The following is a 13,364-nucleotide window of genomic DNA, read 5'->3' on the forward strand; positions in this document are numbered from 1 at the left end:
GCCGGACGGCCGCTTCGCTGGAAGGAAGGGAATGGCGGAACCCACGGTCCGCCCCCGCTTCGAACAGGCACGGCTGCCCGAGCCGACGCCGGTCGATCCGGAGGCGCTCAAGAGCCTCGACGCCGAGCTGAGCCGGATCCTCGGCGCGGACGCCGTCGCCCGGGACGACGCCGCGCGGCTGACCGCGTCGGCCGACTGGGCGCACATGAGCCCGGTGCTGGCGCCGATGCTGCCCGGCGGCGTGGCGGACCTCGTCGTCCGCCCGCCGGACGCCGACGGGATCGCGGCCGCGGTCGGCGCGGCGCACCGCCACCGGATCCCGGTGACCGTCCGCGGGCAGGGCACCGGGAACTACGGCCAGGGCATCCCGCTGTTCGGCGGGCTGGTGATCGACACGTCCCGGGCGACGAAGGTGCTCGCCGTCGAGGACGGCTGGATCACCGCCGAGGCCGGCGCGTCGTTCGTCCTGATGGAGAAGGCGGCGCTGGCCACCGGCCAGGAGCTGGCCATCATGCCGTCGACCGTGGGCTCCACGATCGGCGGCTTCATCGCGGGCGGCGCCGGCGGTACCGGCTCGATCGCGAACGGCGCCATCTGGGACGGCTACATCCGCTCGCTGCGGGTCGTGCCGTGCACCGACGACGCCATCCCGGTCGACGTCGGCTACCCGGACAACATCGCCCAGTCACACGCCTACGGCGTCAGCGGGGTCATCTCGACCGCCACCGTCGCCCTGCGCCCGGCGCGGCAGTGGACCGCGCTGTTCACCTCGTTCCCCGCGCTGGACGGCGCCGTGGCCGCCGGCCTGGAGCTGTTCGACCTGGCGCCGACGCCCCGGCTGCTGTCCCTGGACGAGGCGGGCGTCGTAGCCACCTACCGGCCGGCCGACCCGGCGATGCCGGCCGACCGCCTGTCGGTGCGCGGGATCGTCACCGAGGACAGCGTCGACGCGGCGACCGCGATCGTCGAACGCCACGGCGGCCGGGTCGAGGCCGTCCGGCCGAAGGGCCCGGCGCTGGTGACGTCGCTGTCCTACAACCACACCACCTACCGGGTCCGGAAGGTGCGCCCCGAGCTCACCCACCTGCAGTGCTCGGGTCCCGGGCTGACCGGGCGGCGCGCCGAGGTGGCCGAGATCGCCCCCGAGTCGCTGCTGCACCTGGAGGGCTTCTACCAGCCGGACACCGGCCGCCCCGACTGGGCGTCGATGCTGTTCCTGCGCTTCGACGACGTCGACACCCTCTACGACCGGATGGCCCGGCTGGCCGACGTCGAGGTCTACGTCAACGACCCGCACACCTGGATGCTGCACTACAACCTCGACCTCATCCGGGCGGCCGCGGCCCGCTTCGACCCCGACGGCCTGCTCAACCCCGGCAAGCTGCCGGCGGCCTGACTGTCGCCCCTCCCCCAGCCGGGTCGCGTTCCCGACAAGGATCGCGGAACCGGGCCGGTTGGGGCCGCGTCCAACCGGCCATGCTTGCGCGACGTGAGTTCCTGCGAGGCGCGGTCCTGGCCGCGGCCGGTCTCGGGGTGGGCACGCTGGCCACCGGATGCGGATCGAACGGCTCCCCCAGCGGGACGGTGGCGACGGCAGGGGACCGGAGCCGCGCGGCCGCGGACGGCGCCGACCTCCCCGGGGCAGCCGCCGCCGTCAGCGCCTTCAGCGCCGAGCTGTACCGGCGGCTCTCGGCGGCCGCCACGGGCAACCTGATCTGCTCGCCGTACTCGGCGGTCATGGCCCTGGCCATGGCGCGCGCCGGCGCCGTCGGACGCACGGCCACGGAGCTGGACACCGTGCTGCACGCCCCGACGGCCGGTGGCGGCGACCCGCTGGGCCCCGGGTTGAACGCGCTGGCCCTGACGCTGGACGCCCGAGCCGGCGCGCGCAAGGACATGCACGGCGCGAAGGCGACGATCACCCTCGACGTGGCGAACGCGCTCTGGGGCCAGGACGGCGAGAAGTGGGAGGCGCCGTTCCTGACCACCCTGGCCCGGCACTACGGCGCGGGCATGCGGCTCGTCGACTACCGCGCCGACTCGGCCGGCGCCGCGAAGGCGATCAACGCCTGGACCTCGCAGCAGACCAAGGGCCGCATACCCAAGATCGTCGACGGCCTGGACCCGTCCACCCGCCTGGTACTCGCCAACGCGCTCTACCTGCGTGCCCCCTGGAACTCGCCGTTCGGCGACGCCCAGCCCGCCCCGTTCACCCGCCTCGACGGCTCGGTCGTCCAGGCCCAGCTGATGAGCGTCGACGCCTACGACGCGGGTTACGCGACCGGGCCGGACTGGCAGGCGGTCGACGTCCCGTACGCCGGCGGCGAGCTGGCGATGGCGGTGATCCTGCCCGACCAGGGCCGGTTCGAGGCGGTCCGCGCCGCCCTCGACGGGACCGCGCTACGCCGCCTGCTGACCGGCCTGCAGGTGACCGGCGTCCAGCTGGACCTGCCGAAGTGGACGACGCGCACCCGCGTCCGCCTCGACGACGCGCTGGTCGCGCTGGGCATGCCGACCGCGTTCGGCGACAGCGCCGACTTCAGCGGCATGACCACCACCGAGAGGCTGTCCATCGCCTCGGTCCCACAGGAGGCCTTCGTCGCCGTAGACGAGCACGGCACCGAGGCCGCGGCCGCCACCGCCGTCGTCATGGGCGTCTCGGCGATCGTGGCACCGAGGCGCAAACTGACCGTCGACCGCCCCTACCTGTACGTCATCCACGACCGCCCCACCGGAACGCCACTCTTCCTCGGCCACGTAACCGACCCGACCGCCGTCTGAGCCCGCGGGCCGCCGAGCCTCTCGGACCTTTGCACCGCGCGCCTGCCCCGGGCTCGCTCCGCTCAGACGCCAGCGCCATGTTCGAGGTATGTGGGGCCGGCCGAGGAGCGGACAGCGATGGCGGCTAGAACACGCCGGCTGAGGCGGGGCGGCAGGACAGCCGGTATATCGGCGACGGCCGTGAAGCTCCAGCCTGTCAGTTCCTCTGCCTGGAGCGCGATGTCGCGTTGCCAGCTTCGAGCCAGGGTGCCGCCGTCGAAGAGAAAGAGGATCTTGTCACCTTCGTCCGCGGCCGGTGCCCAGTCGACGACGAGGAGTCCGCCGATGGGCGGTTCAATCCCGAGTTCTTCGCGTACTTCGCGGACGCAGGCTGCTCGGGGCGACTCGCCAGGCTCGACATAGCCGCCGGGTACCTCAAAGCCCCGTTTATAGGAGGGGTCGACAAGAAGCACCTGGCCGTCATCGTCGAAGAACAGTACTCCAGCCGCGACCCGGGGTGTCGCGATCGGCGGGGTTGCACTATTCATAGCGGTAGACCACCGGGCTTCGGTCGGAACGGATCGCGCGCCGGGTCGCTTCCAGGATGCGCTGGTCCTGGTTGTAGCAGCGGCGCCAGATCAACAGGACATGGGCGCCCCTCGAAAGACCGAGTCGCGACCGTTCGTCGGAGGTGGCTACGCGTTCGGTGACAGTATCTTCCCAGCGGAGCACGTGGCCGGCGTCTGTCATCCGCGAGTACATCCCGCCCGGACCTGTGCTGAGTTGCCGGAGGATGGGCAGTTCGCCGGTGATCTGCGGAGAAAACCACGTGGTGGCGATCTGGAGCGGCTCGCGCTGACCGTCGACCATCTGCCCCTGTGTGCGGTCGCGTTCCACAACGGTCGTGCCGATCGGCACCGCGAGCCAAGAAGCGATCTCAGCCGTGGCGCCGGTGTCGCGGATGACCGTGTCAGTGAAAGGCTCGGCCCCTGCCTCGACGACGCTGAGCAGAAAGCCTCGCCAGGCGCCCTCCTGCCGTGTGACATCGGAAGCCTGACGAGTCATGCCCGCTGACGGGCCAACGATGGCGCCCCGGCCGGGCACCAACTCGATCAGGTCGCGGTCGGCGAGCATCGCCAACGCGCGCCGCACGGTCGAGATCACAACGCCGTGTTGGGCAGCCAGGTTGGCCCACGACGGCAGCCAGGTGCCTGGCTTGAGGGTGCCATTCTCGATCTGGAGCGCGAGAGCGTCCGCGAGTTGGGTTGCCTTCGCGGGCTGGCGCGGCATGAACGGTAGTCCCTTCTGTAACCCGTGGTCGGGTCCTTGATCGCTCGTCTACAGACTACGGTTCGCCTACCCGCCTGGTGGTCCTGGCACGCCAGCTATGCATCGTAAGGGCTTGACGAGTCCCTACGATCCCCTTACGGTTGCCTAGACGGCAATCGGGATGGCGGACGGTCGGCCAGAGCCTGGCGCGTCACTCGCGGCTAGCCCCTCGCGAAGGGACGATCATGGTCGAAGCACCTGCCCATGCAGCCCAGGAGGCGTGTGCCCCCGCCATGGGCAGGGTGTCTGCCCATGGTTCCGGACTGGTGAGCCGAGAGCCCTTGCAGGGGGCCAACGCGGCGCTGAGTTCGGAGCCAGCGGCGCGGAAACGCATTGAAGGATACTTCCGTTCGGTCGGGCTACATTTCAGCGCAAGACCGGATGTGGCGGCAATGGTCGTGACGCATATGCTGCCGGACCGACCATATTTTCTCGATGGGCTGGCAGGGCTCACCAGCGTGGGAGCGGTGCTGCCGAAGCCGCGATCGTGTGATGCCGCCACAATGGAGGCCATTGCATCGCGGTACCGCTGCGATTCCTTAGATCGGGAGCGGTTCCTTGACCGGAGCCTCGTTCTCGACTATCTAGAGAGTCGCGTTGGCGGCCGAGACGTCGTTCTTCTAGACATTGGCGGCTATTTTGCTCCGACTCTCCGGTATGTGGTGGGCCGGTTCAGCGGCCACATCCTCGGTGTCGTCGAGGATACAGAGAACGGATACCAGAAGTACGTAGCGGCCGGGAAGCCTCCATGCCCGGTGGTGTCCGTGGCTCGCAGCCCTCTCAAGCTGCCGGAAGACTACCTCGTCGGCCAGTCGATTGTCTTTTCGACAGAATCGCTCCTTCGGTTGCACGGCGATATTCTTCACGGTGGCGAGACGTGCGTCATCGGCTATGGGAAGATCGGCCGTAGTGTCGCGAACACCCTGCGGGCAAAGTCTGTCCGGACGACCGTCTACGAGACTGATCCCGTACGAGCTGTGGAGGCGATGTCGCACGGCTTCTCAGTGAGCGGGTCCAAGGCGGCGGCGCTGAGGAGGGCGCACCTAGTGGTCTGCGCGACCGGGCAGCGTGCCCTGGTCGGCGACGACTTCGCTCGGCTGCGGCCAGGTGCGTACGTGGCATCGGTGACGTCGTCGGATGACGAGCTTGATCTTACAAACGTCGTCCTGTCCTATGAAGAAAGAATCCTTGGCCCGCACGTCACTCGCCTGTCGGCCGGTGGGCACTATTTCTACCTTCTGAACCACGGAAATGCCGTGAACTTCGTGCACGGCGCGGCCGTCGGCCCCTTCATCTTTCTGGTACAGGGGGAGATTCTGGCGGCGGTGGCACTGCTCACCTCGGGCCACCTGATCGAACCGGGACTACACCAAGTCAACCGACAGATCCGCGAGACCATCGCGCGGGACTGGCTCAACGCCTTCAACGGCGAAGGAGAGACCGACCAATGAACAGTCTGATCGCCGCATCGGTCCGTAACTACCTCGGGCAGTACCCTGCCGAAGAAACTGCACTCGCGCCGCTACTGGAACTGGCAGAGAAACCCGCGCCCATAGCGTCACGATCCACTACCCCCGGGCATGTCACATGCGGCGCGCTGGTCGTGAATGAAGACGGAAGGATACTCCAGATTCATCACAAGACGCTCAACCGGTGGCTCCTGCCAGGCGGTCACGTGGAGCCCGGTGACGCAACGCCACTTGTGGCGGCCATCCGGGAGCTAGCGGAGGAGACTGGGATCGATGCATCGCAGGTGATACCGATCGGCGGCGGCCCTGTCGACATCGATGCGCATGAGATACCAGCCAATCCCGGGAATGGTGAGCCCATCCACGTGCATTACGACTTCCGTTTCGCCATGAGGATCGCCGTACGCGAAGGTCTGCACCGAGTGGCCCTCCAACTCGACGAGGTAACGGACTACAGGTGGGTCGAACCCAGCGGGCTTGCCGGACGGCTCGCGGCGAAAGTCCCGACGTTCCTGGAAACACAGCACCAGGCCTGGACGTGACGACCGGTGGCGCTGCCGGCATCACGATGCTCGCCGCGCGTCAGGAGGGGCCCTACCGGCTCGTACCCCACGAGTCGGGCCTAGGGCCGGGATTCGAGGTGACCAGCCTCAACCGACTCGCCGGCGAGTTCGAAGAAGACGAGATCATCGACAGGCTGCACCGCGCTTCGCGATCACCCTCGCTGTAAGCGAAGTAGCCGGCTCAGTCTGTCAGTGCCTGCCGAGGATGGTGCGGGCGGTGTTGCGGCCGGAGGCGCCCCAGACGCCGGCGCCGGGGAAGGTGGCGCCGCCGGTGAGGTAGAGGCCGGCTACGGGGGTCTTGTAGCGGGAGAGTTCGCGGCGGCGGCCAAGCAGGGCCGACATCACGCCGTCGGGGAAACTTGGGACGTAGCCGCGGGTCAGGTAGAACTCGCGTTCGTAGTCGGGCGGGGTCATCGCGCGCCAGTCGCGGACCGAGGCCAGCAGCTCGGGGCCGTTCTCGCAGATCGAGGCGTACTGCTCCAGCCAGCCCCAGGGCAGCGCTCGGCCGCCCCAGCCGCCCGCCAGTGCCCAGGGCGTCCAGAGGATCTCCTGGCTCAGCACGTGCGCGCCGGGCCCGGGGCTCATCGTCTGGTCCAGGACCGACGGGAGGTTCAGGAAGAACATCGGCCGCTCGGCGATCAGGCCTCGTTTCAGGCCGGCGGACGCGGCGATCTGCTGGTCGGGGGTGGGGCTGACGATCGTCGTCGGGACGTGGCGCAGGGCCTCGGGCAGCACGTCCTCGGGCAGCGCCGCGACGGCGCGGGGCGTCGGCAGCGCGGTGACGACCGCGTCGAGCTTCGACTCGTAACCGTCCTCGGCCGGGGCGGCGGCCCAGCGGCGGCGCAGCCGGGCGGCGGCGTGCTCGCCGGCGAGCCAGTCGACCAGCAGGGTCCGCGGGTCGGTGGCGTTGACGATGGTGTGCGCGGTGACCCGCCGGCCGTCGGCGAGGCGCACGCCGTGGACCCGGCCACCGTTGGCGTCGAGGCCGGTCACCCGCGCGCCGGTGACGACCCGACCGCCGTGGGCCCGCACGTACCGTTCGAGGGCGGCGGGCACCGCGCCGCTGCCACCGACCGGTCGGCCGACGCCGACAAGGTGGCGGATCGCGAGGCCCAGGGCGCCGAGGCCGGTGCCCGGCGCGTCCGGGCCCAGGCCCCAGACCGCAGGGCCGACGGTGTGGGTCGCCGCGACCACCCAGGAGGGCAGGCCGAACGACGTGAGCACGTCGACCAGGCTGCGGCGTGGCCAGTCGAGCAGCACGTTCGCGCCGCGCAGCCGTTGGCGGGCGACGACGGTGGCGACGATCGACGGCGTGGTCGGCCGGCCGCCCTGTACGGCCAGCACGAGCTTCGCCGCGGGCAGCGCGACGTCCAGGTAGCGCCGGTAGGCGTCGGCCGCGGCCGGGTCGACGCGGGCGAGGCCGTCGACGGTCCGCTCGATCGAGCGCCACTGGATGAAGACGGGCTCGTCGGCCCAGCCGACGCCGATGAGCATCGGGTCGACGTCGAGATAGCGCAGGCCGTGGGCGGCGAGGTCGAGCTCCTCCACGATCCCGCTCGCCCGGATCATCGTGTGGTCGCAGTTGCAGATGTTGACGCGGGCGCCGATCGCGTCGACGGTCGACGCGCACCCGCCGGCCTGCCCGCGGGCCTCCAGGACGACGACCGAGCGCCCGGCCCGGGCCAGGTAGGCCGCGCAGGCAAGCCCGTTGTGCCCGCCGCCGATGACGACGACGTCGGCCCGAGGGGGCAGCGAGTCCGGGACCGGGAGCCGCACGCCCGCGGCCGTGACGTCGGCCGTCACCGACTGGTCTTGGGGTCGAAGCGGGCGATCTCCCGCAGCGACGCGGCCGCGGTCTCGACCATCGCCTCGTAGCGCTGCTTGCCGTGCTCGGCGGTGGCGCCGGTCGGGTCGCCGATCGTGCCGTCGGTGCCGAAGTCGTCGGACAGCCAGCCGAACGACACCGACCGGCCGAAGCCGACCCGCTCGTACGACGCCAGGTGCTCGGGTACGGACCGGGTGCCCAGCTCGAGACGGACCAGCTCGGGACGCAGGTGCATCATGACCGACGTCTCCTCGATGCCGGCATGGATGCCCATGCCCAGCTCGGTGGCCGGCGAGGTCCCGCCCTGGTCCGGTGGCACCGACGGGTGCATCACGAACGTGCGCAGGCCGTGCGCGAGCCGCAGGTCACGGCTGGCGACCTGGAGCAGGGCGCTGTTGCCGCCGTGGCCGTTGAGGAACACCAGCCGCTGGATCGGCGTCGTCGCGAGGCAGCGGCCCAGGTCGTCGAGCATCGCCAGCATCGTCGTCGCGGACAGCCACATCGTGCCAGCCGACCAGGCGTGCTCGTTGGACTTGCTGTAGGCCAGGGTCGGCAGCAGCAGCAGGTCGATCTCGTCGCCGTAGGTCGCCACGACGTCGCGGCCCAGGGTGTCGGCGACGACCAGGTCCGTCGACAGCGGGAGATGTGGGCCGTGCTGCTCCACCGAGCCGACCGGCAGGACCGCGATCGCCCCCGGCGACAGGTCCGCGATCTCGGGAGCCCTCAGGTCGGCAAAGATCCGGGTCATGCTGCCTCCAGCCGCCGAGCGCCACCGCGGCGGATGGAGGCACCCCCGCCCGCCGCCTCACCACAATGTTCGCCTGGCCAATATGTTCGCCTGGCCAACACTGCGCCTGGCCAACACTGTGGCGACCCGACATGACGAGCCCGTCAGCGCCAAATTTCCCGATCGTGAAGTCGCTGGCCGGTCGAGGACGAGCCGGTCAGCCGCTCGGCCGCACTCGGGTAGCCGCGAAGGTGACGACGACCCGCGGTTCGAGGCCGGGGGCGCCGAACTGCTCCAGCGTCCGGCCGTAGGTGGCGAGCAGGCTGGTCAGGAACGTCTTGTCGCTGTCGTCCTCGATCGTGGCCGTCGCGCGGATCTCGATGAACCGGAACGGGTTGTCCGCCGCGAGCGCGAAGACGGTCGCGGTCGGGTTCGCCAGCAGGTTCCGGTACTTCTGCCGGTTCTTCGACAGCGACGTGCGCAGCACGCCGTCCTCGCCGAGCAGGGACCAGACCGCCGACGTCTGGATCGACCCGTCGGGGTTGACCGTACTCAGCATGATCGTGGTGCCCGTGAACAGGTCCCGGTGCGACTCGGGCACCAGAAGGTCCGCCATGTCCGCAATCTCCTCAGCGTCGATCCAAGGCGTGCACCAGTTCGCAACCCAGACCAACTAACCGGGTGTTCCGCCGGACGGCGGTTATGCCCTCAGGGCATCTCCATGGTCTGGGCGACCCGCAACTCGTCGAACGTCCGTGCCAGCTCCGGGCCGAGCCGGGCGCCTAGCCGGCGCAGCAGCTCGTCGACGACGAGGGCACAGGCGATCGGGAGCGCGTCCTGGTCGAGGCTGGGCCGCGGCGCGTCGTCCGGCGGGTGCACGCCCAGCGCGCCGGCGAGCACGATCAGGACCGCGTCCGGGTCGAGTCCGCCCAGCCAGGGGGCCGCCGGCCGGGCCACCTCGCCGAACAGCGTCCGGATGTCGTCCCCGTCCAGCCCGTCCGGGTAGGCCCGTTCGACCAGGCCGAGGGTGAGCCGGTGCAGCACCTCGCGGACCAGCACCTCGTCGTGGCCCCGCAGCCGTTCGCACCCGTCCCGCAGCGCCGCCTCGTCCCGTCCCGTGACGGCCCGCGCAAGGTCGGTCACCGCCCGTTCGATGGCCCGCCCGGCCGGCGGCAGCGCGTCGGAGGTCATCGCGGCCAGCCACTCTGCACCCGGTTCATAGGCCCATAGTGGCCCGGCCGGTCCGGTCAGCGGTCACGCAGGCGGGGGCCGACCCCGGCGGGGTCGAACTGCGCGCGTTCGACCAGGACTCGCAGTTCGTGCAGGGCGACGGTCGCCGCGGCGATGTCGATCGGCCCGGTGCCAACCTGCGGCTGCGTCGCCTCGGCGGCCCGGGTCAGGCGCCGGCGGGGCTCGCCCGACGGCGGCGCGCCGGCCAGCTCGGCGAGGACCGCCCGCAATGGCCCGACGGCGGCGCGGCGGGCGTCGAGCCAGCGGGCCGTGATCGCGCGCGGCCCCTCGGCCAGCCAGTCCGCCGCGTCCTCGGTCGGCGGGTCCGACGGGTCCACCCCCGTCACGGCGTCGGCCCGGGTCGTCGCGATGACCTGCCAGTCGAGAATCGCCCACAGCTCGGTGAGCTGCGCGCGCAGCGCGGCCTTCGCGCCCAGGTTCCAGTGCGGGTCCCCGGCCACGTCGTCGAGGCGGTCGTAGAGGCCGGCGAGACCCAGCCGCTCTCCGAGTGCGGCGTGCACGCCGGCCGCGTCCTCGATCGGCCCGGGCGCGGGCGTCGGCGTGGTGACGAGCAGGTCCAGGGCCGTGCCGAGCTGCCCGAGCCCGACGATGCGGGCTATCAGGTCCTCTCCGGCGCTGACGCCGAAGGACGCGGCCAGGTCCGCGGCGCTGGCCCGCAGCCGCCGGGTGGCCGTCGCGGTGCCCTCCCGGCCGCGGGCGTGGCGCAGCAGCCACTCCGTCGCCAACTCGTGGAAGTCACGGGCAGCCCGCCGGGCCGCCAGTTCCTCGGCGGCCGGCAGGGCCCGGCCGCGCCGGTCGAGGTCGGACCACAGCTCGTCGAGCCCGAACAGCACGACCGCGGCCGCGCACGCCCGGACGGCGTCCGCTGTCGCCACGCCCACCTGCTCCTCCAGGCGGAACACGAAGCCCGGTCCCAGCCGGTTCACCAGCTCGTTCGCCAGGTGGGTCGCGATGATCTCGCGGACCAGCGGGTGGGTGCTGATCCGCCGGGCGAACCGGGACCGCACGGCCGGCGGGAAGTAGCGCTGCGCGACCACGTCGAGCGCCGGCTCGTCGGGCAGCGTCGAGTCGAGCAGCTCCTGGCGGACCAGCGTCTTCGCCTTCGCCTGGAGCACCGCGAGCTCCGGGCGGGTCAGCCCTGCCCCGGCGGCGCGCAGCTCCTCCAGCCGGGCCTCGGAGGGGAGGTGCTCCAGCGACCGGACCAGCCCGGACCGGGCCTCCAGGTTGCGCAGCAGCCGCCGGTGCCGGTCCAGGTAGAAGGACGCGTAGGTGCTCGACAGGCTCACCGCGACCGCCTGCTGCGCGCTGTCGTCGAGCACCGCGGCGGCGACGTCCGCGGTCAGCGACCGCAGCAGCTCGTCGCGGTCGGTCCTGGTCAGCTCGCCGTCGTCCACCGCGCCGGCGAGCAGGATCTTCAGGTTGACCTCGTGGTCCGAGGTGTCCACCCCGGCCGAGTTGTCCAGGAAGTCGGTGTTGATCCGCACCCCGTGGTGGGCGGCCTCGACCCGGCCGGCCTGGGTGACGCCGAGGTTCCCGCCCTCGACCACGACCTTCGCCCGCAGCTCGGCGGCGTCGACGCGGACGGGGTCGTTCGCGTGGTCGGCGGCGTCGTCCTGGCTCTCGGTGCTCGCCTTGACGTAGGTGCCGATGCCGCCGTTGTAGAGCAGGTCGACGGGAGCGCGCAGCAGGGCGCGGATCAGCTCGACCGGCGAGATCCCGCCGTCGTCGCCCGCCGTGGCCGCGGGCAGGCCGAGGACCTCGCGCGCCCGCGCGGACAGCTCGACCCGCCTGGCGTCGCGGCGGAACACGCCGCCGCCGGCCGAGAGGACCTTCGGGTCGTAGTCGGCCCAGGACGAGCCAGGCTGGTCATAGAGCCGCTGGCGCTCGGCGAACGACGCCGCCGGGTCCGGGTCGGGATCGACGAAGACGTGGCGGTGGTCGAACGCGCCCACCAGCCGCATCGAGCGCGAGCGCAGCATCCCGTTGCCGAAGACGTCGCCGGACATGTCGCCGACCCCGACGACGGTGAACGGGTCGCTCTCGGCGTCGACGCCGAGCTCACGCAGGTGCTGGCGGGCCGATTCCCAGGCGCCTCGGGCCGTGATCCCCATCGCCTTGTGGTCGTAGCCGACCGACCCGCCGGAGGCGAACGCGTCCCCCAGCCAGTAGCCGTGCTCGGCGGCGATCTCGTTCGCCAGGTCGGAGAAGGACGCGGTGCCCTTGTCCGCGGCGACGACCAGGTAGGGGTCGGGCTCGTCGTAGACGACGGTCCGCGCCGGGCCGACGGGCTTGCCTGCGACCAGGTTGTCGGTGACGTCGAGCAGCGCCGAGACGAAGGTCCGGTAGGCCGCCCGCACCCGTGCCGGGTCCGGCCGCCCACTACCGGTGGCCTGGCCGGGAAGCGCCTGGGAGTGCAGGACGAACGCGCCCTTGGCCCCGTCGGGCACGATCACCACGTTCTTGGTGACCTGCGCGCGGAACAGGCCATGGACCTCGGTCCGGTAGTCCTCGGGCCGGTCGGAGAACCGCAGGCCGCCGCGGGCGACCCGGCCGCCGCGCAGGTGCACGCCCTCGACCTCGGGTGACGTCACGAAGACCTCGACCCACGGCCGCGGCGGCGCCAGCAGCGCGAGCCGGCTGGAAGCGATCTTCAGCGCCAGCGCGCGACGAGGCGCGCCGTTCTCGTCTCGCTGGTAGAAGCTGGTGCGCACGACGGCGGCGAGCACGTCGCGCAGCCCGCGCAGAATCCGGTCCTCGTCCAGGCTGGCGATGTTCCCGAGCAGGTCGTCGAGCGTGGCCGAGGCCTGTTGGGCCGCCGGCTCTCGGCCGGCCGGATCGCGGTCCGGGTCGAACCGGGCTCGGAAGTACTCCAGCAGGGCCTGCGCGAACGCCGGGTGCGCGAGCACCGTCCGCTCCGCGTAGCCATGGCTGAGCGTGACGCCGGTCTGGTGCAGGAACCGCCAGGCGGCGCGGATGACGGCGACCTCCCGCCAGGGCAGCCCGGCCGTCAGCGCCAGCCTGGTGAAACCGTCCAGCTCCGCCTGCCCCGCCCAGACCGCCACGAACAGCTGCCCGAACGCGTCGAGGGTCCGCCGCGCCGGCCGGTCCGGATCGGCGCCGGCGACGTCGGGCAGCCGCAGCAGGTACTCGTCCCGCTCCTGGGCGGGCCCGCCCAGGCCCGAGACCGCCGGGCGGCCGTGGTCGAGCACCTCCACACCGAGGCGGCCGAACACGTCGACCACCGCGGCCAGCGGCGGGCGCCCGGAGTCCGGTGGCCAGGTCAGCACGCACCGCGTGGTGCCCGCCGCGGCCGTGTCGTCGTCGACGAACCTGACGAGCGGGGCCGCCCCGGCACCGCCGCTCCCGACGGTCCCTGCAAGGACCCCTGTATCGGCCTTCGTGACGGCCTCCGTGGCCACACTGCCACCCATGTTCACAGC

Annotated in this window: 12 protein-coding genes; 5 read left to right on the forward strand and 7 right to left on the reverse strand. The window is 71.7% G+C overall.

Annotated elements, in window-relative coordinates; genetic code table 11:
• Positions 1–31: 31 nt before the first annotated feature.
• Together FRAEUI1C_RS22950 and FRAEUI1C_RS22955 are read left to right on the forward strand one after the other, a co-directional pair.
• Positions 32–1,396, forward strand: coding sequence for an FAD-binding oxidoreductase (locus FRAEUI1C_RS22950; RefSeq protein WP_013425740.1), 1,365 nt, complete (start codon positions 32–34; stop codon positions 1,394–1,396).
• Between the two features lie 80 nt (positions 1,397–1,476).
• Positions 1,477–2,781, forward strand: a complete 1,305-nt coding sequence (locus tag FRAEUI1C_RS22955; protein WP_013425741.1) for a serpin family protein — start codon at positions 1,477–1,479, stop codon at positions 2,779–2,781.
• A 62-nt stretch (positions 2,782–2,843) separates the two neighbouring features.
• On the opposite strand, the gene FRAEUI1C_RS22960 is transcribed toward FRAEUI1C_RS22955, so the two are convergent.
• Positions 2,844–3,233 carry an NUDIX hydrolase gene (locus tag FRAEUI1C_RS22960; RefSeq protein WP_232425090.1) on the reverse strand — a complete coding sequence of 130 codons (390 nt, stop codon included), beginning with the start codon at positions 3,231–3,233 and terminating at the stop codon, positions 2,844–2,846.
• A 67-nt stretch (positions 3,234–3,300) separates the two neighbouring features.
• Positions 3,301–4,050, reverse strand: coding sequence for a GntR family transcriptional regulator (locus FRAEUI1C_RS22965; protein ID WP_013425743.1), 750 nt, complete (start codon positions 4,048–4,050; stop codon positions 3,301–3,303).
• Between the two features lie 431 nt (positions 4,051–4,481).
• On the opposite strand from FRAEUI1C_RS22965, the gene FRAEUI1C_RS22970 reads away from it, so the two are divergent.
• From FRAEUI1C_RS22970 to FRAEUI1C_RS22980, 3 genes are read left to right on the forward strand one after another with little or no spacing between them, the layout of a single operon-like run.
• Positions 4,482–5,540, forward strand: coding sequence for an adenosylhomocysteinase (locus FRAEUI1C_RS22970; RefSeq protein WP_232425091.1), 1,059 nt, complete (start codon positions 4,482–4,484; stop codon positions 5,538–5,540).
• Entirely contained in the window at positions 5,537–6,100 is a 564-nt protein-coding gene (locus FRAEUI1C_RS22975) for an NUDIX hydrolase (RefSeq protein ID WP_013425745.1), read from the forward strand. The genes FRAEUI1C_RS22970 and FRAEUI1C_RS22975 overlap by 4 nt, the downstream gene beginning before the upstream one ends.
• Positions 6,097–6,288, forward strand: a complete 192-nt coding sequence (locus FRAEUI1C_RS22980; RefSeq protein WP_013425746.1) for a hypothetical protein — start codon at positions 6,097–6,099, stop codon at positions 6,286–6,288. Before FRAEUI1C_RS22975 ends, FRAEUI1C_RS22980 begins: the two co-directional genes overlap by 4 nt.
• A 22-nt stretch (positions 6,289–6,310) precedes the next feature.
• Here the strand turns inward: FRAEUI1C_RS22980 and FRAEUI1C_RS22985 are convergent, their stop codons facing one another.
• The 5 genes from FRAEUI1C_RS22985 to FRAEUI1C_RS23005 all read right to left on the reverse strand — a co-directional run bounded on the left by FRAEUI1C_RS22985 (position 6,311) and on the right by FRAEUI1C_RS23005 (position 13,355).
• Complete coding sequence (locus tag FRAEUI1C_RS22985; protein WP_013425747.1) at positions 6,311–7,924, reverse strand: phytoene desaturase family protein; 1,614 nt, start codon at positions 7,922–7,924, stop codon at positions 6,311–6,313.
• Positions 7,921–8,694 (reverse strand): creatininase family protein, encoded by a 774-nt coding sequence (locus FRAEUI1C_RS22990; RefSeq protein ID WP_013425748.1) that lies wholly within the window; start codon positions 8,692–8,694, stop codon positions 7,921–7,923. The genes FRAEUI1C_RS22985 and FRAEUI1C_RS22990 overlap by 4 nt, the downstream gene beginning before the upstream one ends.
• 196 nt (positions 8,695–8,890) lie before the next feature.
• Entirely contained in the window at positions 8,891–9,289 is a 399-nt protein-coding gene (locus tag FRAEUI1C_RS22995) for a TIGR03618 family F420-dependent PPOX class oxidoreductase (protein WP_013425749.1), read from the reverse strand.
• 92 nt (positions 9,290–9,381) lie between these two features.
• Positions 9,382–9,864, reverse strand: coding sequence for a hypothetical protein (locus tag FRAEUI1C_RS23000; RefSeq protein WP_013425750.1), 483 nt, complete (start codon positions 9,862–9,864; stop codon positions 9,382–9,384).
• Between the two features lie 56 nt (positions 9,865–9,920).
• Positions 9,921–13,355 carry an NAD-glutamate dehydrogenase domain-containing protein gene (locus tag FRAEUI1C_RS23005; protein ID WP_013425751.1) on the reverse strand — a complete coding sequence of 1,145 codons (3,435 nt, stop codon included), beginning with the start codon at positions 13,353–13,355 and terminating at the stop codon, positions 9,921–9,923.
• Positions 13,356–13,364 lie beyond the last annotated feature (9 nt).

Source organism: Pseudofrankia inefficax (genome assembly GCF_000166135.1).
GTDB lineage: Bacteria > Actinomycetota > Actinomycetes > Frankiales > Frankiaceae > Pseudofrankia > Pseudofrankia inefficax.